Annotated in this window: 23 protein-coding genes; 14 read left to right on the plus strand and 9 right to left on the minus strand. The window is 63.9% G+C overall.

Annotated elements, in window-relative coordinates; genetic code table 11:
- Positions 1 to 76: 76 nt before the first annotated feature.
- Positions 77 to 1570 carry an L-asparagine permease gene (ansP, locus tag BUS12_RS24920; protein WP_074300107.1) on the minus strand — a complete coding sequence of 498 codons (1494 nt, stop codon included), beginning with the start codon at positions 1568 to 1570 and terminating at the stop codon, positions 77 to 79.
- A 216-nt stretch (positions 1571 to 1786) separates the two neighbouring features.
- On the opposite strand from ansP, the gene BUS12_RS24925 reads away from it, so the two are divergent.
- Both BUS12_RS24925 and BUS12_RS24930 read left to right on the plus strand, forming a co-directional pair.
- Complete coding sequence (locus BUS12_RS24925) at positions 1787 to 2740, plus strand: LysR substrate-binding domain-containing protein (protein WP_074300108.1); 954 nt, start codon at positions 1787 to 1789, stop codon at positions 2738 to 2740.
- A gap of 79 nt (positions 2741 to 2819) precedes the next feature.
- Positions 2820 to 3782, plus strand: coding sequence for a substrate-binding domain-containing protein (locus BUS12_RS24930; protein WP_074300109.1), 963 nt, complete (start codon positions 2820 to 2822; stop codon positions 3780 to 3782).
- On the opposite strand, the gene BUS12_RS24935 is transcribed toward BUS12_RS24930, so the two are convergent.
- The gene (locus BUS12_RS24935; protein WP_074300110.1) at positions 3763 to 5904 is read right to left on the minus strand and encodes an FUSC family protein; all 2142 of its coding nucleotides are present in this window, start codon (positions 5902 to 5904) and stop codon (positions 3763 to 3765) included. The genes BUS12_RS24930 and BUS12_RS24935 overlap by 20 nt on opposite strands.
- Positions 5905 to 5942: 38 nt before the next feature.
- A complete protein-coding gene (locus tag BUS12_RS38385; RefSeq protein WP_143788451.1) occupies positions 5943 to 6173 on the minus strand; it encodes a hypothetical protein in 231 nt (76 codons plus the stop codon).
- An 87-nt stretch (positions 6174 to 6260) separates the two neighbouring features.
- Between BUS12_RS38385 and BUS12_RS24940 the strand changes: the two genes are divergently transcribed.
- From BUS12_RS24940 to BUS12_RS24950, 3 genes are read left to right on the plus strand one after another with little or no spacing between them, the layout of a single operon-like run.
- Complete coding sequence (locus tag BUS12_RS24940; protein ID WP_074300111.1) at positions 6261 to 6779, plus strand: sugar dehydrogenase complex small subunit; 519 nt, start codon at positions 6261 to 6263, stop codon at positions 6777 to 6779.
- Position 6780: 1 nt separating this feature from the next.
- Positions 6781 to 8403, plus strand: coding sequence for a GMC family oxidoreductase (locus tag BUS12_RS24945; RefSeq protein WP_074300112.1), 1623 nt, complete (start codon positions 6781 to 6783; stop codon positions 8401 to 8403).
- A gap of 1 nt (position 8404) precedes the next feature.
- Positions 8405 to 9685 (plus strand): cytochrome c, encoded by a 1281-nt coding sequence (locus BUS12_RS24950; protein WP_074300113.1) that lies wholly within the window; start codon positions 8405 to 8407, stop codon positions 9683 to 9685.
- Positions 9686 to 9787: 102 nt separating this feature from the next.
- On the opposite strand, the gene BUS12_RS24955 is transcribed toward BUS12_RS24950, so the two are convergent.
- Together BUS12_RS24955 and BUS12_RS38925 are read right to left on the minus strand one after the other, a co-directional pair.
- Positions 9788 to 10498 carry an HAD family hydrolase gene (locus BUS12_RS24955; RefSeq protein ID WP_074300114.1) on the minus strand — a complete coding sequence of 237 codons (711 nt, stop codon included), beginning with the start codon at positions 10496 to 10498 and terminating at the stop codon, positions 9788 to 9790.
- 101 nt (positions 10499 to 10599) lie between these two features.
- Positions 10600 to 11412, minus strand: a complete 813-nt coding sequence (locus BUS12_RS38925; RefSeq protein WP_074300115.1) for a hypothetical protein — start codon at positions 11410 to 11412, stop codon at positions 10600 to 10602.
- Between the two features lie 110 nt (positions 11413 to 11522).
- On the opposite strand from BUS12_RS38925, the gene BUS12_RS24965 reads away from it, so the two are divergent.
- A complete protein-coding gene (locus BUS12_RS24965) occupies positions 11523 to 13214 on the plus strand; it encodes an ABC transporter substrate-binding protein (RefSeq protein WP_074300116.1) in 1692 nt (563 codons plus the stop codon).
- A 27-nt stretch (positions 13215 to 13241) separates the two neighbouring features.
- Here the strand turns inward: BUS12_RS24965 and catC are convergent, their stop codons facing one another.
- The 3 genes from catC to BUS12_RS24980 all read right to left on the minus strand — a co-directional run bounded on the left by catC (position 13242) and on the right by BUS12_RS24980 (position 15746).
- Entirely contained in the window at positions 13242 to 13532 is a 291-nt protein-coding gene (gene catC, locus BUS12_RS24970; RefSeq protein WP_074300117.1) for a muconolactone Delta-isomerase, read from the minus strand.
- A gap of 87 nt (positions 13533 to 13619) precedes the next feature.
- The gene (gene catA / locus BUS12_RS24975) at positions 13620 to 14528 is read right to left on the minus strand and encodes a catechol 1,2-dioxygenase (RefSeq protein WP_074300118.1); all 909 of its coding nucleotides are present in this window, start codon (positions 14526 to 14528) and stop codon (positions 13620 to 13622) included.
- 60 nt (positions 14529 to 14588) lie between these two features.
- Complete coding sequence (locus BUS12_RS24980; protein WP_074300119.1) at positions 14589 to 15746, minus strand: muconate/chloromuconate family cycloisomerase; 1158 nt, start codon at positions 15744 to 15746, stop codon at positions 14589 to 14591.
- Between the two features lie 103 nt (positions 15747 to 15849).
- On the opposite strand from BUS12_RS24980, the gene BUS12_RS24985 reads away from it, so the two are divergent.
- The gene (locus BUS12_RS24985) at positions 15850 to 16737 is read left to right on the plus strand and encodes a LysR family transcriptional regulator (RefSeq protein WP_074300120.1); all 888 of its coding nucleotides are present in this window, start codon (positions 15850 to 15852) and stop codon (positions 16735 to 16737) included.
- A gap of 85 nt (positions 16738 to 16822) precedes the next feature.
- Here BUS12_RS24985 and BUS12_RS24990 read toward each other — a convergent pair whose 3' ends face one another.
- Entirely contained in the window at positions 16823 to 17944 is a 1122-nt protein-coding gene (locus BUS12_RS24990; protein ID WP_074300121.1) for a porin, read from the minus strand.
- A 359-nt stretch (positions 17945 to 18303) separates the two neighbouring features.
- On the opposite strand from BUS12_RS24990, the gene BUS12_RS24995 reads away from it, so the two are divergent.
- From BUS12_RS24995 to BUS12_RS25025, 7 genes are all read left to right on the plus strand, one after another.
- Positions 18304 to 19656 carry an MFS transporter gene (locus BUS12_RS24995; RefSeq protein WP_074300122.1) on the plus strand — a complete coding sequence of 451 codons (1353 nt, stop codon included), beginning with the start codon at positions 18304 to 18306 and terminating at the stop codon, positions 19654 to 19656.
- 59 nt (positions 19657 to 19715) lie between these two features.
- Positions 19716 to 20933, plus strand: a complete 1218-nt coding sequence (locus BUS12_RS25000) for an acyl-CoA dehydrogenase family protein (RefSeq protein ID WP_074300123.1) — start codon at positions 19716 to 19718, stop codon at positions 20931 to 20933.
- A 32-nt stretch (positions 20934 to 20965) separates the two neighbouring features.
- Entirely contained in the window at positions 20966 to 21502 is a 537-nt protein-coding gene (gene hpaC / locus BUS12_RS25005) for a 4-hydroxyphenylacetate 3-monooxygenase, reductase component (protein ID WP_074300124.1), read from the plus strand.
- Positions 21503 to 21504: 2 nt separating this feature from the next.
- Positions 21505 to 22239: an ethyl tert-butyl ether degradation protein EthD gene (locus BUS12_RS25010; protein ID WP_074300125.1), complete on the plus strand. Its 735-nt coding sequence runs from the start codon at positions 21505 to 21507 to the stop codon at positions 22237 to 22239.
- Positions 22236 to 23156 (plus strand): LysR family transcriptional regulator, encoded by a 921-nt coding sequence (locus tag BUS12_RS25015; protein WP_074300126.1) that lies wholly within the window; start codon positions 22236 to 22238, stop codon positions 23154 to 23156. The genes BUS12_RS25010 and BUS12_RS25015 overlap by 4 nt, the downstream gene beginning before the upstream one ends.
- A gap of 134 nt (positions 23157 to 23290) precedes the next feature.
- Positions 23291 to 24607 (plus strand): MFS transporter, encoded by a 1317-nt coding sequence (locus tag BUS12_RS25020; RefSeq protein WP_074300127.1) that lies wholly within the window; start codon positions 23291 to 23293, stop codon positions 24605 to 24607.
- A gap of 55 nt (positions 24608 to 24662) precedes the next feature.
- Positions 24663 to 25643 (plus strand): PDR/VanB family oxidoreductase, encoded by a 981-nt coding sequence (locus BUS12_RS25025; RefSeq protein WP_074300128.1) that lies wholly within the window; start codon positions 24663 to 24665, stop codon positions 25641 to 25643.
- The last annotated feature ends 28 nt before the right edge of the window (positions 25644 to 25671 follow it).

The raw sequence follows: 25671 nt of genomic DNA on the forward strand, positions 1-25671 counted from the left end.
CGTCACAGGTATTGCAGGTCTTGCTGTCATGGTTGTTGCCGGCTGCCCCGTGGCCCGTTGCATCCTCCCGCCACCCTCACGGGTTGTCCTCCAGCACGCTCTGCGTGAGCGCGACCGACGGGATGGTCGGCTTCATCAGCGTCTGCGCCCGGCGGCGCACGCCGTACCAGCCGGCCACCAGCAACAGGACCACCACCGGGATCGATGCAACCGTCCACGTGCCATTAGGATAGTCGAAAGCCATCAACACGAGCACGCCGATCAAAAATACCAGCGTCAGCCAGGACGTGACCGGCGCACCGGGCATCCTGAAGCTCACCTCCTCTGCCTCGCCGCGCGCCACCGCCTGGCGGAACTTCATCTGGCAGACCACGATGAAGCCCCAGGTGCTCAGAATACCGAGCGACGCCACGTTGAGAACGATTTCGAACACGCTCGACGGCACGAAATAGTTCAGCACCACGCCCACGATGTAGATCGCCACGGTCACCAGAATGCCCGCATACGGCACCGACTGCGAGCTCATGCGCGACAGGAAGTGCGGCGCGGAGCCGCCCATCGACAGCGCGCGCAGCACGCGCCCCGTCGAATACAGGCCGGAGTTCAGGCTCGACAGCGCGGCGGACAGCACCACGATATTCATCACCGATCCTACGCCCGGCACGCCGAGCGCGCCGAAGAAAGTGACGAACGGGCTCTGCCCGGCCTTGTAGGCGCTCCACGGCAGCAGGCAGACCAGCAGCACCACCGCGCCCACATAAAACAGGGCGATACGCCAGATCACGCTATTGATGGCCCGCGGCAAGACCTTGCGCGCGTCCTTGCACTCGCCGGCGGCCGTGCCCACCAGCTCGACGCCGGCAAACGCGAACACCACCCCCTGCACCAGCACCAGCGCCGGCAGCAGGCCATGCGGAAAGAAGCCGCCGTTCTCGCTGATCAGATGCACGCCGGTGGCATTGCCGGCCACGTGCACGCCGGTGCCGAGGATGATCGAGCCGATCACGAGGAACAGCGAAATCGCCGCCACCTTGATGAGGGCAAACCAGAACTCCATCTCGGCGAACCACTTCACGCCGATCAGGTTCATCGCCGCCACGATGCAGAGCGCGATCAGCGCGAACACCCACTGCGGCACCGACGTAAAGGCGCCCCAGTAATGCATGTATAGCGCGACGGCCGTAATGTCGACGATGCCGGTCATCGCCCAGTTCAGGAAATACATCCAGCCGGCGACGAACGACGCTTTCTCGCCGAGGAATTCGCGCGCATACGACACGAAGCTGCCGCTGCTCGGGCGATGCATCACCAGCTCGCCCAGCGCACGCAGGATCAGGAACGAGAACACGCCGCACACCAGATAGACGATCGCGAGCGACGGACCGGCAATCTGCAGGCGCGCCCCCGCGCCGAGAAACAGGCCCGTGCCGATGGCGCCGCCAATCGCAATCATCTGAACCTGACGATTGCCCAACGTCTTGTGATATCCCGCCTCATGCGATTCGAGCCAGCTTTGCTTATCCAGTGCGCCGGAACTCGGGGTATGCGCTTGCTTATCCAGTGTGGACATAATCGGCTCCAATTGTTAAAGCGGGTTTCCGCGCAAACTAACGCGCAGGTCAACGGTATGTAGCCCAATTTATGCCGGCAAACCTCATGCATATTTCGACTAACACCCATCGAAAAAAAACATCGGTATGCTGGGAGCGTGAGACGGTAGGCTAGAGTCGCCGGTATCCGAACCCAAGGATGGCGGTTATCGATTGACCCAATACAAGTGATAAATATGGAAGCAAAGTGGTTGGAAGACTTTCTTTCTCTCTCGGATACGAAGAGTTTCTCCCGTTCGGCACGCAGCCGGAATCTCACCCAATCGGCTTTCAGTAGAAGAATCGTGGCGCTCGAAACGTGGATGGGCACGCGCCTCGTCGACCGCAGCGTCAATCCCATCACACTCACGCCGGCGGGCCGGATGTTCCGCAGCCTCGCGGCCGACATCCTGCGCAGCATGCATGCGGCGCGCAATCTGGTGGGCGGCTACGAGCAGTTCGCCGAAAACGATCATGTGGTGCACTTCGCGGTGGCCCACACGCTGGTGTTTACCCTGTTTCCCGACTGGCTCAAGCGGCTGACCAACGAGTTCGGCAACATCATGGCGCGCGTGCAGGCGGTCAATGTGCCGGAGGGCGTGCAGCATCTGGTGGCGGGCGACTGCGACCTGCTGATCGGCTACCACCATCCGCAATTGCCGATCGCGCTCGACCCCAATCACTTCCCGTTCCTGACGCTCGGCGTGGAGCGGATCGTGCCGGTCTCGGCGGCCGGCCCGGACGGCCAGCCGCTCTTCGAGCTGCCGGGCAAGACCGGCCGGCCGCTGCCCTTGCTCGCCTATTCGTCGGGCGCCTTCCTCGGCAACGTGGTCGAGATGCTTCTGATGAACGCGACCGAGCCGTACTCGCTGTACCGCTGCTTCGAGACGCACATGTCGGAGGCCCTGAAGGGCATGGTGGTGGCCGGTCATGGCATCGGCTGGCTGCCCGAGAGCTGCATCGCCAAGGAGCTGCACGAAGGCACGCTGGTTCGCGCCGGCTCGAACGCATGGGCGACCGAGCTCGAGATCCGCCTGTACCGGCCCGTCAAGCAACGCGGCCAGGCCGCGGAGCAGCTTTGGGCCTACATCAGCAACCAGTCGGTCGAACCGGCAATCGAGGAAATGCCGGAGGTGCTGGCGCCAGGCTAGGCTGTATCATTCCGTTGCGCTAACCATCGATGCCCGCCTGCGAGTATCGATGCGGCCTGCGTAAAAGGAAAGGAAGCCCATGGTACAGAAGACACGCCGGCGCGTGCTCATGGCCGGCGTACTCGCGGCGTCGGGCCTCGCCGTTTCGAAGATTGCCGAGGCCATCCCGAATGGCAAACTGACGATCGCCCTCGTGCTGAAGTCGCTCGCCGATCCGTTCACGCTCGCCCTGTCGAGCGCCGCCGAAAACTATCAGAAGCACTTCGCCTCGCAGTTCGACCTGAACGTCGTCGGCACCTCGACCGAGCTCGACACGCCCAGCCAGATTCGTATCGTCGACGACCTGATCGCCGCGCGCACGAACGCCATCGTGCTCGCGCCGGCCGATTCCAAAGCGCTCGTGCCGGCCGTGATCCGCGCGATCAACGCGGGCGTGATCGTGGTCGCCATCGACAACCCGCTCGACGAAGCCGACCTCGCCGCCGCCCATCTCACGGTGCCGTTCGTGGGCCCGGACAATCGCAAGGGCGCGCTGATGGTGGCCAACTACCTCGCCAGCAAGCTCAGGCGCGGCGACGAAGTGGGCATCGTGGAAGGCGTCACGCGCGACCGCAATGCGCAGCAGCGCACCGAGGGATTCAGGAGCGCGATGGATGCAGCCGGCATGAAGGTCGTCGCCGTCGCGCCGGGCGACTATGCCTACGCCCAGGGCAAGGCCGCCGCCGCGACGATACTGGCGCAGCATCCGCGGCTGCGCGCCCTGCTGTGCGGCAACGACAATATGGCGACCGGCGCGGTGGATGCGGTGCGCAACGCGCATCGCACGGGCAGCGTGTACATCACCGGCTATAACAACAACCCGGCCATCAAGCCGCTGCTCGATACCGGCCGGATCCTCGCCACGGTGGATCAGTTCGCGGCGCGGCAAGCGGTGTTCGGCGTCGACGTGGCGCTCAAGGCGCTCACGGAAATGACGCGGCAAGAGGACATCTCCCCCTTCATCGAAACGCCGTTGCAACTGGTCAAGAGCGGCGATCGTTGAGGTTGGCGGGCTCCTCCACCAGCAGACGGCGCAACTGCGCGATCTGATTGACGGCATCGGCTTCGGCCAGCGACAGGTGTCCACGCGCAAACGCGGCGTAGTTCGCGTCGAGCGTCGTGCCGCGCAGATGCGCGTCGATCTCGCGGTTCACCGCGGCGATCCAGTCGATCAGCGCGCCGTCGGCTCGCGCCTGGTTCGTCGCGAAGCGCATGCGCGTCGCCGTCCCGGCCACGCGGCGCAGCAGTGCGAGCGCGGTGATCGCGGCGCGATCGGCCAGCGAGCTCTCGAGCCGCTCGAGGCGCAGGCGGTTGAAGGCCTCCTCCGCGTTGTTGCTCGCAAGGCCGGCGGCGCGGCGCAGCCGTTCCACTTCGATGTCCTCGCCGCCGGCATGCTCGAGCGCGCCCACCAGGTAGTTCAGGTTGGCCGCTACGGCATCGGCGAGCCGGGTACGAAAATCGATCGGCTCGCGGCTCGGCCACAGCACGAAGGTGGCGAGCAAGGCAATCGAACAGCCCAGCACGTTATTGCCCAGCCGGGTCAGCGCATAGATCAGCTCGCTTGCGCCCGGCGTGGCAAAGTCCGCCACCAGCACGAAGGTCGGCGTCAGAAACAGCACGAACAGGCTGTAGCTCACCGGCCGCAGCGCCATGGTCGCGCAGACCAGCGGGAACACGATCAGCGAAATGCCGATCGGCGAATGAATCGCGAAGCCAATCGCGGCCGCCAGCAGGCCACCGGCGATGCTGCCCGCCGCCCGCTCGATGCTGCGCGGCCAGGTGGCGGCGATCGACGGTTGCAGGATCAGCAGGATCGCCATGGTCGCCCAATAGCCGAACGGCAGATGCAGCGCCCGCACGATGATGAACCCCGCCGTCACCGCCACGCCGACGCGCGCCGCATGGCGCAGACCGATTGACTGAAGCGTCGCGTTGGCCTTGAGGGTCATGAAGGCGCGCGCGAGGTTGTCGGCGGCGGCCTGCCACCAGACTGCTTCGCGGCGCGGCGCCGGCTCGAATTCGAGCGCGCCCGTCGCGCGCAACTTGAGCGCGAGCGGCTCGCCGAGCGCCGTTTCCAGCGCGCCGGCCAGTTTTTGCAGACGGCGTTGCAAGGCGGCCCGCGTGGTCGCTGGATCGTCGACGACCGGCTTGTCGTTCGGCTCGCTGACGGCGCGGCCGATCCGCAGCATGACCTCGGCCAGCGCCGACAGGATGCGCGCGGCCCGGCGCGGCTCATGCAGCGTGTGATGGCCGCGCTCGCAGGCATCGGTGACGGCGATCAGGTAAGCGAACAGCCGCTCGGTATCCGCCAGCGCGAGCAGCAGGTTCTCATAGGTCTCGCGCTTGCCTGAGCGGGCGTATGGGACTTTCGCCAGCGCCTTGCGAGCGGTCTCGAGCGCCGCGCGGGCCTGGCCGCGATAGGTCGCGGCATGCCGCGCCCAATGGCCGAAGTCGGCCGTCTCCTGGCGCAGCAGACGGGCGCTGTCGAGCGCAATGTCGGCGAGACGCCCATAGACCGCGCGCAGGGCGTTGCGGCTCGGACCGAACGGGTGGATGCGCCACACGGTCAGGCTCAGCACCACCGCAAACAGACAGCCGAACAGGTAGATGGCGAGGAACGCCAGAGCCTCGCGCGCGTCGTGCAGAGGCTTGTCGACCATCACGACGCAGGCGGTGGCCGCGAGAATCCCCACCTGCGAGGCCGCCGCACCCCAGACCCGGGCGAGCGCACCCGCCGTCGAAAACAGCAGGATCGCGACGGTCGCGGCCAGCGCGCCGGCGCCGGAGGCAAACGCGGTGATGCCGCCGCACAGCGTGGACAGCAACGCGAAGCTCAGCATCGAAGCAAAGCGCATGCGATTGGACCCGGCCGCATCGGCGAGGCAGGTCCAGAACGCGCCGATCGCAGCCCACGCGAACAAGGGGTTGTGCAGCAGGTAACCCAGCAACAGCATCGCCGTGGAGGCGCACGCGGCCCGCAGCCCTTCCGACAGATTGGTCTCGTCCATCGCAAACGACACCATCCACACCGGGCGGCGGCGCGACACGTAGTCGGCCAGCGCGTGCAAGGTGTTCAGCCGGCGGTTCGCCGCGTGTTTTGCCCTGCGATGGAAATGACCGAACATTGAGCCTTGGGAATGGGAAAGCTGGGTTAAAACGCGCATCAAAGCGCGTCGGTGGTATCGATTTCTCGCGCCATCGTTACTGAATTCAAGATAATACGGGTAAACCCTAGTGAATAAACATGAGTTCGGTGCATGAGGAGGATGCCTTTTTCCCATTGGCCAATCAATCCGAATCCCGCAGCGCCATGCGCTTCAGCCGCCTCGGCTCGCACCGCCCGCTGGAATGGATTATTGACGGCGGAGTCGTGGCAAGATGGAACCGGTTCCATCTATAATCGGGCGCAAAATCCCCACGTCGGCCCCGAGTCGGCCCTGACGGCGGCCCCACATCGAAAACAAGAGAGAGGAATTGCCAATTGAACCGAGATGACTCGCACGACGCTCGTGCTGCGAGCGAAGCGCCGCCCATGGCGCCGGTGGTGTCCCCACGGCGCCGCCAATGGCTGCAGGGCGCGCTCGCACTGAGCGTGGCCGGCCTTGCCGGCTCGCTGACCTTGAGAGCGCTGGCCGACAACGGCGCGGCCCCGCCGCTCGATGCCTTCATGACGCTGTCGCAGGCGCTGACGGCCAGGTCCGGGCTCGACCGCGACGTCGGCGCACGGCTCCTCGCGGCGCTCGAAAAGTCCGCGCCCGATCTCGCACCGCGCCTGCCGCAACTGGCCGGGGCGCTGGCCGCCGGCTCGTCGAGCGCGCGCGACCAGGCGCTCGCGCTGCGCATCATGGAAGGCTGGTATCTGGGCACCGTCGATAACGTCGTGGTGACCTACGAAGAAGCGCTGATGTACCGCGTCGTCTCCGACACGCTGATCATCCGCTCGTACTGCCCCAACAAGCCCGGCTTCTGGGCCGCCAAACCTGTCGAACAACAATCCTGACATGGCCGATACCCAAACTCAAACCGGGCACGCCGACGTCGTCGTCGTAGGCTCGGGCGTGGCCGGCGCGATCGTCGCGCATCAACTGGCCCTCGCCGGCAAATCCGTGATCCTGCTCGAAGCCGGTCCGCGCATGCCGCGCTGGCAGATCGTCGAGCGCTTTCGCAACCAGCCCGACAAGTCCGATAACTCGGCGCCCTACCCGTCGAGCGCCTGGGCGCCGCATCCCGAGTACGGTCCGCCCAACAACTATCTGATCCTGAAGGGCGAGCACAAATTCAACTCGCAATACATTCGCGCGGTGGGCGGCACGACGTGGCACTGGGCCGCGTCGGCGTGGCGCTTCATGCCGAACGACTTCAAGCTGCAAAGCGTCTATGGCGTGGGCCGCGACTGGCCGATCCAGTACGACGATCTTGAGCACTACTATCAACGCGCCGAGGAAGAACTGGGCGTGTGGGGCCCGTCCGATGAAGAGCTCGGCTCGCCGCGCAGCCAGCCTTATCCGATGCAGCCGCTGCCGCTCTCGTACAACGAGCAGACCATCAAGAGCGCGCTCAACGGCTACGATCCGAAGTTCCATGTGGTGACCGAGCCGGTGGCGCGCAACAGCCGCCCTTACGACGGCCGTCCCACCTGTTGCGGCAACAACAACTGCATGCCGATCTGCCCGATCGGCGCCATGTACAACGGCATTGTGCACGTCGAGAAGGCGGAACAGGCCGGCGCGAAGCTGATCGACAACGCAGTGGTCTACAAGCTGGAAGTGGGCCCGCAGAAGAAGATCACGGCGGCCTTGTACAAGGATCCGCAAGGCAACGAGCATCGTGTCGAAGGCAAGTACTTCGTGCTCGCGGCGAACGGCATCGAAACGCCGAAGATCATGCTGATGTCGACCAGCCAAGACTTCCCGAACGGCGTGGGCAACAGCTCGGACATGGTCGGGCGCAACCTGATGGATCACCCCGGCACCGGCGTCACGTTCTACGCGAACGAGAAGCTCTGGCCGGGCCGCGGCCCGCAGGAAATGACCTCGCTGATCGGCTTTCGCGACGGTGCGTTCCGCGCCAATGAAGCGGCCAAGAAGATCCACCTGTCGAACCTGTCGCGCGTCGATCAGGAAACGCAGAAGATTTTCGCGGAAGGCAAAGTGTTGAAGCCCGCTGAGCTCGATGCGCGGATTCGCGACCAGTCGGCGCGCTTTGTCGAGTTCGACTGCTTCCACGAAATCCTGCCGGCGCCGGAAAACCGCATCGTGCCGAGCAAGACCGAGACCGACGCGATCGGCATTCCGCGCCCCGAGATCACCTACCGGATCGACGACTACGTGAAGCGCGGCGCCGCGCACACGCGCGAGGTCTATGCGACGGCGGCGAAGGTGCTGGGCGGCACGGACGTGCAGTTCCAGGACGAGTTCGCGCCGAACAATCACATCACCGGTGCGACCATCATGGGCAGCGACCCGCGCAACTCGGTGGTCGATAAGGACTGCCGGACATTCGACCATCCGAACCTGTTCATCTCCAGCAGCGCGACCATGCCGACCGTCGGCACGGTCAACGTGACGCTGACCATCGCGGCGCTCGCGCTGCGCATGTCCGATCAGTTGAAGAAGGAAGTCTGACGTGCTGAAAAAAACCTTTTTCACTTTGCTCGCCGCCGCGCTGGCCTTGCCCGCGCTCGCCCGTGCCGATGCAACCGACGCAGCCAACCAGGCCGCCCTGATCAAGCAAGGCGAGTACCTCGCTGTAGCCGGCGACTGCATGGCCTGTCACAGCACCGTCAAGGGCAAGCCGTTTGCGGGCGGCCTGCCGCTGAAGGTGCCGATGCTCGGGACGATCTATTCGAGCAACATCACGCCGGATGCGCAAACGGGCATCGGCACGTGGACCCTCGCCGATTTCGACCGGGCGGTGCGCAAGGGCGTGGCGAAGGACGGCCACAACCTGTATCCCGCGATGCCGTATGTGTCGTACGCGAAGATCGACGATGACGACGTGAAGGCGCTCTACGCGTACTTCAGGTACGGCGTGGCGCCCGTCAATCAGGCGCAGCGTCCCAGCGACATTCCGTGGCCGCTCAACATGCGCTGGCCGCTCACGGTGTGGAACTGGGTGTTCCTGAAGTCGGGCCCATACCAGAACAAGTCTGGTCAGAGCGTCGCGTGGAATCGCGGCGCGTACCTGGTGCAAGGGCTCGCGCACTGCAGCACCTGTCATACGCCGCGTGGTTTCGGCATGCAGGAGAAGGCGCTCGATGAAACCGGCAGCGGTTTCCTCGGCGGCTCGGTGCTGGCCGGCTGGGATGGCTACAACATCACGTCGGATCCGAACAGCGGCATCGGCTCGTGGACTCAGGCGCAACTGGTGCAGTATCTGCAGACCGGCAGCGTGCCCGGCCTCGCGCAAGCCGCCGGTCCGATGGGCGAAGCCGTGCAGCACAGCTTCTCGCATATGACCGACGCGGACATTGCCGCGATTGCGACGTATATCCGCACCGTGCCTGCGGTCAACGACGGCGCCTCGCACTCGCGCGCCTCATGGGGCACGCCCGCAACGGATGTGACACGGCTGCGTGGCATGGCGCTCAGCGAAGAACTGGATCCGGCGCGACTGTATCTGGGCAATTGCGCGACCTGTCACCAGGCGCACGGCCAGGGCACGCCGGATGGCTACTATCCGCCGCTGTTCCATAACTCGACGGTCGGCGCGTCCAACCCCGGCAATCTCGTGCAGGTGATTCTGCACGGCGTGCATCGCAAGGCGGGGGATAACGATGTCGGCATGCCGGCGTTCGCCACGGAGTTGTCGGATGCGCAGATCGCCGCTTTGACGAACTATGTAACGAAGCAGTTCGGCAATCCTGCGGCGACCGTCAACGCGAGCGACGTGGCGAAATTGCGCTAGTGGCAATGGCGGCGAACCGGTGGGTTCGTCGCCGTGATTGATGAGGGGCGAGCGGCGGGTTGCACGGCGCGGCCGCCTGTCGCGCTGCTCCGGTGTGACTGTCTATGCGCGGCGCCATTGCGCGAGCAAGGCCGGCAACTGCGCCATGTCCTCGAACACCCGCGCGGCGCCGACTTCGCGCAAGCCATCCGGGGTGCTGTGGCTCAGGCTGGCGGGTGCGTAGCCGAACACCGTCGCCCCCGCCGCCACGCCGGCGGTCGCCCCGGTGACCGTATCTTCCACGACCGCGCAACGCGTCGGATCCACGCCCAAGGCCTCTGCTGCCGCCAGGTACACATCGGGATGCGGCTTGCTGCGCGGCATTTCATGTCCGCTAAAGATACGGCCTTCGAAGTACTCGAGCAGGCCGGTCTTCTTCAACTGCATCTCGACCTTGTGCCGATCCGCACCCGACGCGACGGCAATGCGGCCATCCAGCGCTTCGTAGAGTGCGCGCACGGCGGCGAGCGCGCCGTCGATCCCGACGAGCTCGCGCTCCAGCGCTGCGTTGCGGCGCTCCCTGAACTGCGTCAGCCATTCGTCCGTGATGGCCACACCCGTGTTTGCCTCGATACGTGCCGCCTCGTCCCGCACCGCCTTGCCGATAAACACCCGCATCGTTTCTTCCACGCTAATCGCCCAGCCCAGTTCGCCCAGCATCTGGGAGAGCACGCGGTTGGTGATGAGTTCGGAGTCGACGAGCACGCCGTCGCAATCGAAAATGACGGCGTCGAAGGGTAAGGAAGGTTTTGTGGCGGGCGTTGTAGCAGGCATTCTGGCAATAGGCGGGAGGGTCTCGAAGGGCTTAAGGATACTGTAGGTTGCGATTGCGCGTGTGCCGGCCCGACGCCGGCACACCTGCGCATGCTTCCGCTTTAGTCTTCTTTTGCCAGGTCGATCGACAGGATGTCACGGTAGCTGCCATGCATGGACAGCAGGATCAGCGCGCTGATCAGCGGCGTCAACACCAGACCGCGCACGAGCATCGGCACGGCCTGCGCGAGCAGCGCATCGGCCGCCAGCAGCGTTGCGTACACAAGCGCAACCGGGCCGTTGTGGAACACGGCGCGCAGGCTCACGGTCATCGCATCGAGCGGCGACACCCTCCGCAAAACGATCAGCGCCGGCGCGAACCACACCGCCCCAATCGCAATGGCGTAAATGATCGCGTGCAGAACGGGTTCCAGAGAACTCACCCCGCCGTTGGGCTCACCGAAGATGATCGAAAAGCTGTGCGCGCCGCTTGGCATCATCGACGCCGCCAGTTTGACGTGCAGCAGTGCGAACGATAGCAACCGTCCCACGCCAATCAACGCGGCGCACGTCAGCACGACAATCAACAGCGCGTCGCGGTGACGGAAGATGACGCTAAATGTCCCGCTCGCATTCCATTGCCGCGCTTCGCCGCTGCCCACCGGCGCGAGTATCGCGGCACCCGCCAGCACGGACAGAAGCAGTGTCGCAAAGAGCCGGTAAGGGGACACCAGTTCGAGCGCCGTCGCGAGATCGGCACTGGCCAGAATCGCGGCGAGCCACAAACCAGGCTGCGCGCGGGCAATGCTCAAGCCCTCGACAAGCCACGCCTGGATGCGCAGGACACTCACGCTGCGGATCTCGCGATGCGCGAAGCGCTGCCCACCGCGGGCCGGTCCCACTTCCACGTCAATGCACAGGTCTTGCCGATCCATGGCCGTTTCCTTTTTCTTGCGTCAGAGCGAGGGGATGCTCGATGTGGACATCATGCAAGACAAAGAGGAAAATAAAAACGGACGAACTCAATAATTTAATTTCCTCTTTTATGCGCCTCATCGACCAGTTCCACAAGATTCATGCTTTGCTGGAAAAGCAGACGACACAGCCCGGCTTGCCGGCGCTGGCGGAGGCGCTGAATTGCAGCGAGCGTAACGCGCGGCTCCTGCTGCGCAAGATGGAGGAAAAAGGCTGGCTGCGCTGGGAGGCGACGCGCGGCCGCGGTCACTTCTCCCGCTTGACCCTGCTGGCTACGCCGCAGCAAGTGGCTCTGGATCGTCTCTCGGGCCTGCTTGCCGAGGGCGAACTGGAACAGGCGTTTGCCAGCCTTGACGGCGACCAGCGCAAGCTGCTCGCGGCCCGGCTGCCGGACTTCGTACAGGTGCCGCAGGCGGACGGTTCGCGCGACCGGCTCCGCATCCCGTTACGGCGCGCGGTAACGGAGCTTGATCCGCAAGAGATTCTGTTTGGTCTGGAAGCGCATCTGATCAACCAGATCTTCTCGCGGCTAGTCGAGTTCGATCAGACCACCCGGCAGTTGGTCCCGGCATTGGCCCATTATTGGGAATCCGAGGACAACGGCAAAGTCTGGCATTTCTGGCTCAGACCCGGCCTCACTTTCCACGATGGAAGCGAACTGGAAACGGCAGACGTGCAGCACACCTTGCTGCGGTTGCGCGATACGCCGGGTTGCTACCAATACCTGTATGCGCATCTGGACGCGGTGGAAATTGGCGGTTGCCGCAGAGTGACGTGCCGTCTGAAGACCACGGACTATCTGTGGCCGCGCTACCTCGCCGCGGTCGAAGCGTCGATCATCCCGAGAAAGCGCAACAGCGATTTTGCGCTCATGCCGATCGGCAGCGGCCCGTTCAAACTGACGCGCCGTAGCGAGTACCGTCTGACCTTGTCGGCGTTCGAGGATTACTACCGGGAACGCGCGCTGCTCGACGAAATCGACCTGTGGGTCATCGCCGCAGCCGAGGAAACCTCGGAATTCGACCTGCATTTCGGCTACTGCTGCGACCTCTCCGCCACACAGAGCAGCATTGCGCAGACGCTGCCGGGGTGCACGCATCTTATCTGCAATCCTAACCGGCCTTTCTTCGCCAATACGTCTCAACGCCTGGCGTTGGCCGACTGGCTCGCGCCAAGCGGCTTGATCGGCAAGCGGGATGCGTCGCGCCGGCCCGCTTCCGGCCTATTGCCGACATGGGACCATCGTGTCGCCGCGCCCCGTGTGCGCCGGCCGTCCGTCCCCAGGCAGAAGGAATTGAAGATGGTGACGATACTGAGCCCGGAATGCACATCGATCGCCCATTTGATCAAGCACAGGCTCGAAGCAGCGCAGATTGAGGTCACCCTTGAGGTGATGCCATACGAAGAATATCGTCGCTTCGAATGGCTGGACTCTGCCGATCTCGTGCTGACCGCCGGCTTCATGGACCCGGACGAAGACCTGGGCTGCTATGAATTTTTTGCAGGGGATAGCCCGGTGCGCCGCTGGCTGCCGGAAGCCCGTCTCTTACCCATCGACAAGAAACTGCGGGCCATCCGCGCGACGGCCGACGGCGAGACGCGCATGAACGCCTATGCGGAGATCGGCAAGAAGTTTGTCCAGGAAGGCTGGCTGATCCCGATCTCGCATGAGATCCGCCATGTCCGCGTCGAAGCGCACGTGGGCGGAGTCAAAGACCTCTCGTTCGGGCTCGTGCCGTTTGCCGATCTCTGGCTGCGTTAGTCGCCACGGGGACTTGAGGCCGAAGCCTCAACGATCCCCGTCGCGCACCGACGACGCATGGCGGCATAGCGCCCGCACTTCAAGTTGCATATACGGAAACAGCGGCAACTGGCTCAGCACATCGTGCAGGTGCGACGGGCTTTCGACGTCGAAGATGCTGATATTCGCGTAGCGGCCCGCGATACGCCATAGATGCCGCCATACGCCCTCCTCCTGCAGTTTCTGCGACATCGCCTTCTCATCGGCCTTCAGCCGCGCGGCGCGCTCGGCGTCCATGTCCAGCGGCAGGTTGACCGTCATCTCTACGTGAAACAGCATTGTGTACTCCTTGTTGTGCCTGAAGCCCCGGCTGCGCGGCAAAGCGCGCAGCGAGGCCGCTAACAGTGAACGGAATGGGCAGGCGCTTCAGGCCTCGGCGCGCACACGCTCGACTTCGGCGCCCGGCAGGTTGTCGCGCTCCTTGAACAGCGTGAAGTCGAAATCGATCAGCGCGAAATTGCCGTCGACGTTATAAGGCTTGCCTTCCGCGCCCTCGGCCTGCCTGACGGCCGGCACCAGGCCATCGCGCGTGGCGAAGGCGAAGTCGTCCCACAGATACGGATCGCCGTCGATGTTGATCTGCGTGGTCAGCTTGCGAAAACCGGGCGCCGAGATGAAGAAGTGGATATGCGCCGGACGATGTCCATGACGGCCCAGTTGATCGAGCAAGCGTTGCGTCTGACCTTGCGGCGGCACGCTATAGCCGACCGGTACGACGCTGCGGAAGCTGTAATGACCGTCGGCGTCCGTACGAATCGAGCGGCGCAGATTGAAGGCCGGTTGCGATTTGTCGAAGTACGAATAGTTGCCGAGATGGTTCGCGTGCCACACTTCGACCAGCGCATGCGCCAGCGGCTTGCCGTCTTCGCCGAGCACGCGCCCGCGCATCACCAGGGTCTGGCCGGGATCCGTGCCGTCGTCGAGGCGCGCATGGCCGTCGGACAGCGGTGCGCCGGCCACATACAGCGGGCCTTCGATCGTGCGCGGCGTGCCGCCTTCGATACCGGCCTTCGCTTCCGCTTCGTCGAGACGCAGATCGAGAAAATGCTCGAAGCCGAGGCCCGCGGCCAGCAGGCCCAACTCGCCGCTTTTGCCCGCTTCGGCGAGATAGTTCAGCGCCGTCCAGAATTCGTCCGGCTGCACGTCGAGGTCTTCGATCGTATAGAACAGATCGCGCACGACCCGGTTGACGATCTGCTTTGTACGCGGGTTGCCTTCATTGATGGCGCTGTCGTTGATCTTCTGCAGCAGCGCGTCGATGGTTTGCCTGTTCATGATGGGGTATCTCCTTCGTTAATATAGTATGGATAGCTAATGGTTAAATGGGGTTATCGGTTAGCGCGTGACGATGCTTGCGCCCTGGTGCGAATCGCGCCGCAGACGCTCGATCTTGCTCCAGTCCAGCGTGATGCCAAGACCCGGGCCCTGCGGAAGCTGCAAGGCAAAATTCTCGTAGCGCAGCGGTTCGGTGAGAATCTCTTCGGTCAGCAGCAACGGGCCGAACAGTTCCGTGCCCCACTTCAGTTCGCCGAAGGTGCTGAAGAGTTGCGCCGAAGCAATCGTACCCACCGCGCCTTCGAGCATCGTGCCGCCGTACAGGTCGAGGTTCGCCGCCGAAGCGATCGCCGCCACCTGCGCGGCGCCGGCAAGGCCACCCGACTGGGCGATCTTCACCGCGAACACATCGGCCGCCCGCGCACTGGCGAGAGCAAAGGCGTCGGCCGGACCATGCAGCGCCTCGTCGGCCATGATCGGCACCAGAGCCAGGTCCGTCAGGCGCTTCAGTCCCGCGCGATTCTCCGCTGCAATCGGCTGTTCGATCAGCGTGACGCCTGCATCGGCGAAGCGCCGCGCGGCCCAGATCGCTTCCGCTTCGCTCCAGGCCTGATTCACGTCAACCCGCACTTCGCCGCGACCTTCCAGCGCCCGCTGGATTGCGACGACGTGCGCGACATCGTCGGCAACAGCGCGCGAGCCGATCTTCAGCTTGAACACGCGATGACGTTTCGCTTCGAATACGCGCTCGGCCTCGTCGATATCGCGCTGCGTGTCGCCGCTCGCGAGGGTCCACGCCACATCCACGGAATCGCGCACGCGGCCGCCAAACAACTCGGACAGCGGCACGCCGAGACGCTGCGCCTGAGCGTCGAACAAGGCCGTTTCGACGGCGGATTTGGCGAAACGGTTGCCCTGAAACAGCGACCGCAGCATCGCCATGGCGACGCCCGGGCGGGTCGCGTCGAGCCCTTCGAGCAAGGGCGCGAAGTAGGTGTCGATGTTGACCTTGATACTTTCCGGGCTTTCTTCGCCGTACGCGAGGCCGCCAATGGTGGTGCCCTCGCCCACGCCGGTCACGCCGTCGGCGCAGCGAATGCGCACCAGCACGAGCGTCTGGCAATGCATGGTGGCGACCGAAAGCCGATGCGGACGGATCGTCGGTACGTCGACCAGGATCGTCTCCACACGCTCGATCTTCACGGGTGTTGCTATCATTCGTTGCGCTCCTCAACTGCTTTTCCGAGGCCTCCATCTTAGGAACAAAGCCGCGAAGCAGTCCAACACCCATTCCGACTACTTCCATACCTTAGAGGTATGCATGGAACTTCGCCAACTCCGCTACTTCATCGCCGTCGCGGAAGAGATGAACATCACGCGCGCCGCCGATCGCCTGCATATGACCCAGCCGCCGCTCAGCCGGCAGATCCAGCAGATCGAGGAACGCGTCGGGCTCGCGCTGTTCGAGCGCGGCTCGCGGCCGTTGCGGCTGACCGAAGCGGGCCGCATCTTCTACACGCAGGCGAAGCGCCTGATCGGCGAGGCCGACGAACTCGCGCCACTCACGCGGCGCTTGGCGCAACTGGCCGAGCGGATTGTGATCGGCTTCGTGCCGTCGACGCTGTATGGCGCGCTGCCCGCCGTCATTCGCGCATTTCGCGAAGCAGCGCCGCAGATCGAACTGTCGCTGATCGAAATGTTCACCATCGAACAGTTAGGGGCGCTTAAAGGCGGACGTATCGATGTGGGCTTCGGGCGTCTGCGTTTCGATGACGCGCAACTGGCGCGTGAGGTGCTCGTCGAAGAAAAGATGATTGCCGCGCTGCCGCAAGATCATCCGTTAGCGCGGCAGAAGAAGCCGCTGACGCTGGCTGCGCTCGCGCAGGAAACCTTGATCATTTATCCAAGCACGCCGCGGCCGAGCTATGCCGACCAGCAACTCTCGGCAATGCACGATCATGCGCTGGAGCCGAAGGCGATTCATGAAGTGCGGGAATTGCAGACCGCGTTGGGGCTCGTCGCGGCGCAAGTGGGAGTGTGTCTGGTGCCGGAGAGTGTGGAGGGGCTGCGGGCGCATGGGGTGGTGTATCGGGCGATTCCGGCGGCGAATGCGGTGTCGCCCATTATCATGAGCCGGCGCTTGCAGGACGAGTCGCCGGCTACGACGTTGATGTGTTCGTTGGCGCGCGAACTGTTCCGGGGTGGCTGAAGCCACTGCGGCGGCATGGCATCGCTGACTGCGTCGCCGTCAGCGATGCCATGAACCCCCGGCGCGCCCGCGCTCGCTTACGGGCCTAGAAGCGCTTGCGGATACCAATGCGCAGCGCCACCTGATTCGGCGAACTCGAGGGTTCGAGCACCGGCGCGAGATCGGCGACAGCACCGCCTGCGGCGTGCATGTAGGTTGCGGATGCATAGACGTCGGTGGTCTTGGAAAGCAGGTAGTCGGCGCTTGCATCGACCTCGTGGTACCGCGGTTCCTGCCCGGTCGCCGAGACACTCCCTTCGGTATAGCTGTACGCGGCGCCCAGTTGCAGCGCCGGCGTCACCATGTAACTGGCCACGACCTCGCCGATATTGAACGTCACGTGTCCGTCGATCTTCGCGCCCAGCGTAGGGTCGAGTCCGCCGAACTGCGTATGCGTCCAGTCGGCGCTGATCTTTGCCGCACCGAACGTGTACGCCGCGGCGAGACCCAGCACCTTGTAGCTGCTGGCAGCGAGACCATAGTTGCCGTCGACGGTATTGGTGGACGTCCACACGCCTTCCGTGACGGCGGTAGCCGGATGGTCGATCGAGGTATAGGCGCCCACCAGTTGCAGGCTGCCGTTCACGTATTGAAGCGCAAAGGATTTCGCGCTGTCCTGAGCAAACTCACCCGCCACGCCACCGAAGCTATAAGTGGCGACTCCCGTCAGGCCCGCGATGGTCGGGGACACGTACTTGACCGCGTTGTTGAGGTGAAAGTCGATGCCGTTGTTGTCCAGGTCGCCGGGGTGCGGAAACAGGATGCCGCCAGGCAAGACGCCATTCGCCGATAGCGCGCCGATATAGTCGCCCACTTCTTCGCCCTGCCGCCCCAGGGTGACCGTGCCATAGCGGTTGTTGGACAGGCCCACATAGGCCAGCCGGCCGAACTCCCGGCCGCCCTGGCTGAACGCACCCGTATTGACGTTGAAGCCGTTTTCGAGGCGGAAGATCGTCGTCGTACCGCCGCCAAGATCCTCCACGCCCTTCAGCCCCCAGCGATTGCCCTGCGAAATGCTGCTTTGCATCTGCAACGCACTTTTGCCGCCCTGATTGCTGGACCAGGTCAACCCATCGTCGATGATGCCGTAGATCGTCACGCTGCTCTGAGCCCGGGCCCCAGCGCTAAAGAACGAGATTCCAACCAAAGCGACGAGCAGCTTCTTCACAATGTTTCCTTATGGGGAGATTTATCCGGATTTAATTTGTATAACGAATCAATCTGCAACGGGACGACACGTCGGCATGGCGAAGCCCTGCCCCGTGAAGCGAAATTTAAGTGGGCAGATTCACGGCATCAAATCAGCCAAAAACAGCGTGTCAAATAAGCGTGGCTTATTCGTGGCGCTGTTCGCCAGGTGCCGGGGCACCGACATGAAGCCCGTTCATAGCGTTCATTTTTGTCCTGAATTTGACCGGCCTTTTCGCCGCGCCTATCGTTCGACCATGTTTTCCCGACGTGTCTTCTCTCCCTGCCGACCCCGGTCTCCGGCAAGCAGGAACTCCAACTTCGTGTGTGCCCAAAGCCATGAACCCCGACGCGACAGTGACGCTTGCTTCCCCCTCTCAGGCTCGTCCCATCAGTGCCGTACGTCGTGCCGTCACGACTGCCGTGCTGGGCCAGGTGCTCGAATGGTATGACTTCTTTTTGTACGGCACGGCCGCGGCGCTGGTGTTTGGCCACCTGTTCTTCCCGGTCGGAAACGATCCATTGACGGGCACGATTGCGGCATTCGGCGGCTTTACGGTGGGCTTCATCGCCCGTCCGATCGGCGGCGTGCTGTGCGGCCACATCGGCGACCGCTACGGACGCAAGACGGTCATGATGCTGACCTTGCTGACCATGGGAACGGCGACGGTCGGCATGGGCCTGCTGCCCACCTACCAGCAGATCGGTATTGCGGCTCCGGTGCTGCTCGTCCTGCTGCGCATCCTTCAGGGTCTCGCGGCAGGCGGCGAATGGAGCGGCAGCATCCTGCTGATTCACGAGAGCGCACCGGCGTCGAAGCGCGGTGCACTCGCCGCCTGGAGCCCTGGCGGCGCAGCGTTTGGTTTCGTCCTGTCGACGCTCGCGTTCCTGCTCGCCAAGCACTTGTCTCCCGACGACTTTCAGAGCTGGGGCTGGCGCGTGCCGTTTCTGTGCAGCGCGGTGCTCGTCGCACTCGGACTGTGGATGCGCCGCTCCGTCGAGGAAAGCGCCGAGTTCGCCGAAGTCAAGGCAGCCGGTCGACCCAGCCGTCTTCCGATTGTGGAGGTCCTGCGCCGTTGTCCGCGCCAGGTGCTGACGGTGTTCGGCCTGCGCTTCGGCGAGGGCGCGGCGTCGTATCTCTTCTTCGCCTTCTCGATTGTCTACGGCCAGTTCATCGGCCTCAAATCGTCGTGGCTCCTCGGCGGACTGACGGTCTCCATGCTGCTGATGATTCCGGTCGCACTATTCACAGGACACCTGACCGACAAGGTCGGCCGCAAGCCCGTTTATCTGGTTGGTTCCATTGCGATCGTCCTGGTCGCTTACCCCTACTTCGTGTTGCTGAGCTCAGGCGATTTCGTGAAGGTGATGGCCGCGCTCATTCTCGCCAATAGCGTCACGCTCGGCATACTCGAAGGCGCTCAACCGGCCTTTATCAGCGAACTGTTGCCGGTTCATCTGCGCTTCTCCGGACTCGGCATTGGACGCGAGATTTCATCGGTGCTCGGCGGCGGCCTGTCGCCGATGATCGCCACCGCCCTGCTCGCGCATTACCGCAGTGCGACGCCCATCGCCCTCTACCTCGGCGTGCTGGGCCTGATTACGGTTCTGGCCACCTGCCTCGCACCTGAGACGTTCCCCAAAGCGCTCAGGCTGCAAGCCCGGCAAAGTGCCCAGAACACCGGTCAATGACTTCGCGCCGGCCATCAGCAGCGCTTCAATCGTTTCGTCAATCCATCAAGGTATCGAGTATGCAAAGCCTCCAAAGCGCAAGCGCTTCAACCTATGCCTACCAGGCTCAGCCGGACGGTCCGGGCAGCGACTATCCCGAGTACTCCGGTCCGATCAGCCTGGAGATCCTGCTCGAGGAGATCGAGCGCCGCCGGGACGAATTCGATCAGTTGTCCCACATTCCGCGCGACATGGTCGCAAAGATGAAACGTGCGGGCATCTTCCGCGCGAGTACGCCGCGCCGCTTCGGCGGCGACGCGCTGCCCCCGCCGCGTTTTCTGGAAATGCTGGAACGCATTGCGATCGCCGACGGATCGACTGCATGGGTAGCGGCGTTCGGTTCGGCCAATACCTACCTCGCCTCGCTGCCGCTCGAGACGCAGGCGCACATCTATGCGGCTGGGCCGGACCAGGTCTTCGCCGGCGGCCTCTATCCGCTTCAGAAGGCCGCCCAGGTTGCGGACGGCTTCATGGTTAGCGGGCAATGGCGTTTCGCCAGCGGCTGCAAGGGCGCGGACTGGATCGGGGTGGGCATCGGCGGCGTGCCGGCCAATCCGGGCGAAGCGGGTGCCGGAAAACCGTTCACGGCGGTCTTCCCGGCAAGCGAGGTGGAGATTGTCGAAAACTGGAACGTGGTCGGCATGCAAGGCACCGGTAGCCACGATCTGCGTCTGCAGAACAAATTCGTCGACGCGCAATGGACCTTCGTGCGCGGCGGCGCGGCACTGGTCGACGAGCCGCTCTATCGCTACCCCGCCGTTGCGTATCAGGCTCAGGTGCACGCTGCGGTCAACGTCGGACTGGCACGCGCCGCGCTCGATCTGCTCGCGCAGATGTCCGGCGTCACCCATACCACCACCGGCGCGCCGCGTCTCGCGGACCGTGCGTATTACCGCTCGGGTCTCGCGAAGGCAGAAGCAAACTGGCGCAGCGCGCGGGCGTTCTTCTTCGAGTCCGCGGAAGCCGCATGGGACACGATCCTGGCCGGCGATCCCGTGACGCCGGCCCAGGCGAACATCTTGCGGCTCAGCGCGACGCATGCGGCGCAGGTTGGCGCGGATGTTGTGATGCAGGCTTATCAGATGGCCGGTGTGGCGGCGATCTACCGCGAGAACCGTCTGCAACGGCTGGTGCGCGATTCGATCGTGGTGACCCAGCACGCGTTTCTCGGCGAAGGTACTTACGATGCATCCGGCGCCCTGTTCGTCGGCATCCCGCCCGTCACGCCCTATCCGTGATGCCAACCCTAAGTACGACTGAGGAGGACGCTATGACGAACGACGACACCCGGCGGCAGTTCCGCGAGGCGATGGCGTATCTGCCGGCAGCCGTCAACATCGTCACGACGGACGGCCCACATGGACGCTGCGGGATCACGGCCAGCGCGGTCTGTTCGGTGACCGACTCGCCGCCGACCATGCTGGTGTGCATCAACCAGACCAGTTACGTGCACGATCTGCTGCATCAAAACCGCAGTGTCTGCATCAACGTGCTGGCCGCGGAATGCCAGGATCTTGCGCGCACGTTTGCCGGCATGACGGGCTGCTCGATGGACGAACGCTTCGATCATTGCGGATGGGCGACCGGTTCGTCGTCCGTGCCCGTGCTGTCGGATGCGATCGCGAGGCTCGAAGGGCTCGTTGTCGACAGCAAGACCGTGGGCTCGCACTCGGTTCTGTTCGTACGCATCGAGCACATTTCGCTGCGCGCGGACGGCGATGGTCTGATCTACTTTGGACGGCAGTTCCACCGGCTTGAGCGACCCGCTACGGCGACGCCTTCGGTCAGTGCCGGCGCGGCGAGATAAGCATGGACGTATGTCTCTTTCTGATGGGCAACGCCTGCGACGCGCCTCATACCATCCCCCCGTTCGATGCCGCGTCCCTGCATGCGGCGTCCCTGGCGGTGGAAGGTCTGCGGCGCCTCGTGATTCATTGCCCGGTACAAGCCGCGCACGGCGATCCTCTGCTGAGCGCGCCCGCACAGTATCCGCACTGCGTCCTCCAATGGTATTTCGACGACCTGGGCCAACTCGAAGCGGCGCTCGAACGCGACGGCCGCATCCAGGCCGCGCTCGACATCTCAGGCGCGGCGGGCTGCGATCAGCACCTGTTTGCCCAGCAGGTGATGGCGGTGCGAAAATTCGCTACGCCGGATGCCGGCGTCTCACAAGCAGCCATCGAGCGATGCACCTATCTCGTCAGCTACGAAGGCGAAGCCGCCGACCTCAACGCCTGGCTCACGCATTACCTCACGCACCATCCGCCGCTCATGGCCGAGCTTCCGGGCATACGCGAGCTGGAAATCTACACGCGGGTCGATTACCGCACGGGCCTCGCCTTGCCACGCGCCACCGCGATGCAGCGAAACAAGGTGGTGTTCGACGATCCGCTCGCGCTGTCGGCCGCCCTGGCCTCACCGGTTCGCGCCCGGATGAGAGGCGATTTCGAGCGCTTTCCGCCGTATAGCGGCAGTACCCCGCATTACCCGATGCGCAGCATTTACGGTAATCTGCGCAAGGAGCCAAGCGATCGAAGGTCATGACCAAGTCAACCCCGGGCGTTACCGATCTGAATCTGCTGCGTGTGTTCATGGCCATCTGGGATCTGCGCAGTTTGACCGCTGCGGGAGACCGTCTGGACCTGACGCAATCGGCGGTCAGCCATGCGCTGCGCAGACTGCGCACGCTGTTCGACGATCCGTTGTTCGTACGAACGCCCGCGGGCATGGTCCCGACCGACGCGGCAGTCCGCCTGTATCCGCCGCTCACCCAGGCGTTCGGCATCATCAACGTCGCGGTGCAGCAACTCGCCCGGTTCGACCCCGCGACGGCCGAGCGGGTCTTTCGCGTGTCGATGTCCGACATGTCCGAGTTTTATTTCCTGCCGCCGATCCTCGCCATGCTCGAGAACACGGCGCGTGGCATCCGCATCGAAGTCACCAACTTCCCGGTCGAATCGGTGACCGCTGCGATGCGCAGCGGCAAGGTCGATCTGGCGCTAGGTTATGTCCCGGGTCTCGATCCCGGCTGCGTCAGCAAGACGCTGTTCGTCGACGAGCATGTCTGCGTCGTACGGGCCGGCCACCCTCTGCGAACCCTGAAACCCACCAAAGAAGAGCTCGCCGGCCTGCGTTACGTGTACGCCAGTACCAACGCGACCGGGCACAGAATGGTGGAGCAATGGTTGGAGGAATTGAATCTCAAGCGTGACGTGGTGCTGCGCTTGCCGCATTTCGTGGTGGCGCCCGAAATTGTCCGCAACACCGATCTCGCAGTGATTTTCCCGCGCAGCATCGCGCAACGCTTCAACCAGAACGAGGCGTTCCGGATTCTGCCCTTGCCGTTCTCGCTGCCGCCCATCGAGATTCAGGTGCACTCGCATGCGCAGTTCTCCGCCGATCCGGGCATCGCATGGCTGCGCGACGCCATCTACGAGATGTTTCACCAGCCCGGTTTCTAGAAATCATTTGTGGCACTGATAGGCCGCTCCATTTTCGGCGAATTTGACGCAGCGAAACGGCGCGTCGACACTGCTTGCCATGCGGAGCCCTCTCGTCGAGGTCGCGCCGCCCGACTATTTCCTCACGAGCGAACATGGCATCCGTGCAACCATCGACCACCGCCATCGAGACTCCGGCGTTCAATAACAAAGCCCTCATCCGGATTGTCGTCGCATCCGTCGCGGGCAACGCTATGGAGTGGTACGACTTCTTCGTCTACGGAACGGCTGCGGCTCTCGTATTCGGTCAACTGTTCTTTCCCGCTCATGCCGATCCGTTGATTGGCACGCTAGGCGCGTTCGCCGCCTTTGCCATCGGCTTTGTGGCCCGACCGCTCGGCGGCGTTGTGTTCGGCCACATTGGCGACCGCTACGGCCGCAAGGCTTCGCTCGTCTGGACCCTGCTCATCATGGGCGTGGCGACCTTCGGGATCGGGCTCTTGCCGACCTATGGCCAGGCCGGACTCTGGTCGCCCGCGGCGCTCGTCGCACTGCGCCTGCTGCAAGGCGTGGCGTCCGGCGGCGAATGGGGTGGCGGCGTGCTGATGATCAGCGAGAACGCCCCGCCCGAAAAACGCGGCTATTACGCTGCGTGGAGTCAATTGGGCGTGGGCGGCGGCTTCGTTTTATCTTCCGGCGCCTTTCTCGCCGCGCAGGCGTTACCCCACGCGGCATTCCTCGCCTGGGGCTGGCGCTTGCCGTTCCTCGCAAGCGTCCTGATCTTCGCGCTCGGCGTCTACATCCGCTACAACCTGCCGGAAAGCCGTGATTTCGAAAACGCCGAACATGCGGGCAAGACATCCCACATGCCGGTGCTTGAAGCAATCAAAAGGCATCCTAAGGAGATCCTGGTGGCGATGGGTCTGCGCGTGGCGGAAAACGGCGGCGCGTACATTTTCCTCGCGTTTTCGCTGGTGTACGGCAAGTTCGCCGGCATCGCCAGTTCGACCATGCTCACGGCCGTCATGCTGGCCATGGTCGTCGAAATGGCCGCGATGCTGGCATGGGGCAGGCTCTCAGATAAGCTCGGGCGCAAACCCGTGTATATGATCGGCGCCGTGTCGCTCATGGTGATGGCGTTCCCATTTTTCTGGCTGCTGAACACGCATTCGACACCGCTGATCTACCTCGCTCTCGTACTCGGCACAGCGGTGTGCCATGGTGCGATGATCGGCACGCTCCCCGCCCTCGTCGGCGAACTGTTCAGCACGGAAGTGCGCTATTCCGGCGTTGCACTAGGGCATGAGGTGGCCTCGATATTTGCGGGCGGCATGTCGCCGCTGATTGCCGTGGCGCTGCTTTCGCATTACCACGCGTACTGGCCCATCTCGCTCTTCCTCATGCTGCTCGGCCTGGTGACGGTCGTCACGCTGCGGTTCACGCACGAGACACGCACCCCGTCTTCATCGTAACCCGTGGCGCCGCGGTTCGCTGTTTGCTTTTCGTCACACCCTATCGATCGTCAACATGGAAATCACCCGACTTAAGGTTCGCGTCGACGCGCTGCGCGACGAAGCGCAAGGCATCCGCTCATTCAGCATCTCGCGCCTCGACGGCCAGCCCTTCGACGCCTATGAGCCCGGCGCGCATATCGACGTCACGAGCCCGGCCGGCATCACGCGTCAATACTCGCTGTGCGGCGACCCCGAACGTCTCGACACGCACATCTTCGCGGTAAAAAAGGAACCGGCTTCGCGCGGCGGCTCGCGGTCACTGCACGACGAAGTAGTGGCCGGCATGGAATTGTCGGTGAGCGCGCCGCGCAATCTGTTTCAACTGGAGAGCGGCGCCAGCGAGCATATTCTGATCGCCGCGGGCATCGGCATTACGCCGCTGCTGTCCATGGCCTATCGGCTTCTCAGGCAGCACGCGCGTTTCAGGCTGCACTATTTCGCCCGCATGCCCGAGCAGGCCGCCTTTCTCGCGCAACTCCGCGCGCCGCCGTTTGCAGAGCATGTCGAAGTCCATCTGCACGTGCCGCGCGAGACGCTCGACCAGACCTTGCACGCATGCATCGCAAAGGCCGCGGACGGCGCCCATCTCTATACCTGCGGGCCCGCTCCGTTCATGGAGCGGGTGGTCCATGTGGCGGGCGACTACTTGCGTGACGAGGCGATTCACCTCGAACGGTTCGGCGCGCAACACGACGCGACTGACAGCGAAGCCGCAAACGCTGCGCTCGATCAGTTCGAAGTCCGGCTTGCAAAAACAGGGACGAGCGTCGAGGTCAAAGGCGGACAAAGCATCGTCGACGCGTTGGCCCAGATCGGTATCGAGGTGGATACCTCATGCGGCGAAGGCGTGTGCGGGACGTGCATGGTGCCTGTCGTGGAAGGTGAGCCCGAGCATCGCGACCATTGCCTGAGCAAGGCGGAACGCGCAAGCAATGCGGTCATATGCTGCTGCGTCTCGCGCTCCCGCTCGCCCGTGCTCGTTCTCGATCTGTAGCGCCCGCACGCCTTTCGTTCTCCACGTT

It is taken from the genome of Paraburkholderia phenazinium (genome assembly GCF_900142845.1).
GTDB classification, from domain to species: Bacteria; Pseudomonadota; Gammaproteobacteria; order Burkholderiales; family Burkholderiaceae; genus Paraburkholderia; species Paraburkholderia phenazinium_A.

What these genes read in the sequence shown, in the direction of transcription:
- BUS12_RS25025 (WP_074300128.1), top strand. Translation starts at nt 24,663, where the DNA reads ATGGAAATCACCCGACTTAAGGTTCGCGTCGACGCGCTGCGCGACGAA.
- catC (WP_074300117.1), bottom strand. Translation starts at nt 13,532, where the DNA reads ATGCTGTTTCACGTAGAGATGACGGTCAACCTGCCGCTGGACATGGAC.
- BUS12_RS24935 (WP_074300110.1), bottom strand. Translation starts at nt 5,904, where the DNA reads ATGTTCGGTCATTTCCATCGCAGGGCAAAACACGCGGCGAACCGCCGG.
- catA (WP_074300118.1), bottom strand. Translation starts at nt 14,528, where the DNA reads ATGAACAGGCAAACCATCGACGCGCTGCTGCAGAAGATCAACGACAGC.
- hpaC (WP_074300124.1), top strand. Translation starts at nt 20,966, where the DNA reads ATGACGAACGACGACACCCGGCGGCAGTTCCGCGAGGCGATGGCGTAT.
- BUS12_RS25000 (WP_074300123.1), top strand. Translation starts at nt 19,716, where the DNA reads ATGCAAAGCCTCCAAAGCGCAAGCGCTTCAACCTATGCCTACCAGGCT.
- BUS12_RS24945 (WP_074300112.1), top strand. Translation starts at nt 6,781, where the DNA reads ATGGCCGATACCCAAACTCAAACCGGGCACGCCGACGTCGTCGTCGTA.
- BUS12_RS25010 (WP_074300125.1), top strand. Translation starts at nt 21,505, where the DNA reads ATGGACGTATGTCTCTTTCTGATGGGCAACGCCTGCGACGCGCCTCAT.
- BUS12_RS24925 (WP_074300108.1), top strand. Translation starts at nt 1,787, where the DNA reads ATGGAAGCAAAGTGGTTGGAAGACTTTCTTTCTCTCTCGGATACGAAG.
- BUS12_RS38925 (WP_074300115.1), bottom strand. Translation starts at nt 11,412, where the DNA reads ATGGATCGGCAAGACCTGTGCATTGACGTGGAAGTGGGACCGGCCCGC.
- BUS12_RS24995 (WP_074300122.1), top strand. Translation starts at nt 18,304, where the DNA reads ATGAACCCCGACGCGACAGTGACGCTTGCTTCCCCCTCTCAGGCTCGT.
- ansP (WP_074300107.1), bottom strand. Translation starts at nt 1,570, where the DNA reads ATGTCCACACTGGATAAGCAAGCGCATACCCCGAGTTCCGGCGCACTG.
- BUS12_RS38385 (WP_143788451.1), bottom strand. Translation starts at nt 6,173, where the DNA reads ATGGAACCGGTTCCATCTTGCCACGACTCCGCCGTCAATAATCCATTC.
- BUS12_RS24980 (WP_074300119.1), bottom strand. Translation starts at nt 15,746, where the DNA reads ATGATAGCAACACCCGTGAAGATCGAGCGTGTGGAGACGATCCTGGTC.
- BUS12_RS24930 (WP_074300109.1), top strand. Translation starts at nt 2,820, where the DNA reads ATGGTACAGAAGACACGCCGGCGCGTGCTCATGGCCGGCGTACTCGCG.
- BUS12_RS24955 (WP_074300114.1), bottom strand. Translation starts at nt 10,498, where the DNA reads ATGCCTGCTACAACGCCCGCCACAAAACCTTCCTTACCCTTCGACGCC.
- BUS12_RS25020 (WP_074300127.1), top strand. Translation starts at nt 23,291, where the DNA reads ATGGCATCCGTGCAACCATCGACCACCGCCATCGAGACTCCGGCGTTC.
- BUS12_RS24985 (WP_074300120.1), top strand. Translation starts at nt 15,850, where the DNA reads ATGGAACTTCGCCAACTCCGCTACTTCATCGCCGTCGCGGAAGAGATG.
- BUS12_RS24965 (WP_074300116.1), top strand. Translation starts at nt 11,523, where the DNA reads ATGCGCCTCATCGACCAGTTCCACAAGATTCATGCTTTGCTGGAAAAG.
- BUS12_RS25015 (WP_074300126.1), top strand. Translation starts at nt 22,236, where the DNA reads ATGACCAAGTCAACCCCGGGCGTTACCGATCTGAATCTGCTGCGTGTG.